The 721-nt window shown below is 64.4% G+C and carries 1 protein-coding gene and 1 pseudogene; one reads left to right on the top strand and one right to left on the bottom strand.

The window, feature by feature from the left end; genetic code table 11:
* Nucleotides 1–134, bottom strand: a pseudogene (locus tag ACSDR0_RS50945) (IS110 family transposase); the annotation flags it as partial.
* Nucleotides 135–136: 2 nt separating this feature from the next.
* Between ACSDR0_RS50945 and ACSDR0_RS50940 the strand changes: the two are divergent.
* The gene (locus tag ACSDR0_RS50940; protein ID WP_435296192.1) at nt 137–325 is read left to right on the top strand and encodes a hypothetical protein; all 189 of its coding nucleotides are present in this window, start codon (nt 137–139) and stop codon (nt 323–325) included.
* Nucleotides 326–721 lie beyond the last annotated feature (396 nt).

Here is a 721-nt window from a genome sequence, read left to right as displayed (position 1 = left end):
ACCTTGGCCAGCCAGACCGCGTCCAGTTTGTCGGTTTTCGGGCGGCCGGGGACGTTCTTGACGTGCTTGGCGTTCAGCAGCCAGCAGGTGAACCCTTCGGACTCCAGGAGGTAGTAGACCGGCTTCCAGTAGTCGGTTGCTCTACTTCCTCTGGCGGCTCAACAACCACCTGGTGCGGTGGGCCGGCCGGAAATACAAACGGCTCAAACGCCGAGAACGGCACGCGATGGCGTGGCTGGCCGAGATCGCCCGGCGATCTCCACGGCTGTTCGCGCACTGGCGGCTCGGCGCACGTCCTGACGGCTGGGCAATGGGAGCCGGATGAGTCGAGAGGTTCACGTCCGGTTCTGAGAGAGCCGGAGGGTGAGATTCCCTCCGGCCACTCACCTCGTCCTGATGGTGTCGGGCGATCGACACTGTGCCGAGGCACTGCGCGAGGAGGTGGCAGGTGTGCTGGCCCCGCTGGGGCTGCGCCTGTCGCCGGAGAAAACCCGTGTCGTTCACGTGAATGATGGCTTCGACTTCCTTGGTGCGACACGAAGTCGCAGTGCGCCTTCGCGTGTACCTGGTGACACGCTCCTTAACGACAGGTCCGCCGTGAGTTCAGCCATCGCGGATAACCATCCCGAGTGGACCTCGCCGCCGAGGTTGTCCCGTAGCTCGTAGAACTTGAAGTGGCGGTCCCCGCCTCGGGGCCTACCTGGTGGTAGGTCTCGGGCAA

This window comes from Streptosporangium sp. G11, from assembly GCF_051192615.1.
In the GTDB taxonomy this organism is placed as follows: domain Bacteria; phylum Actinomycetota; class Actinomycetes; order Streptosporangiales; family Streptosporangiaceae; genus Streptosporangium.
Note: the sequence above shows the minus strand (reverse complement) of the source record. Positions and strands in the feature narration are given on the sequence as shown.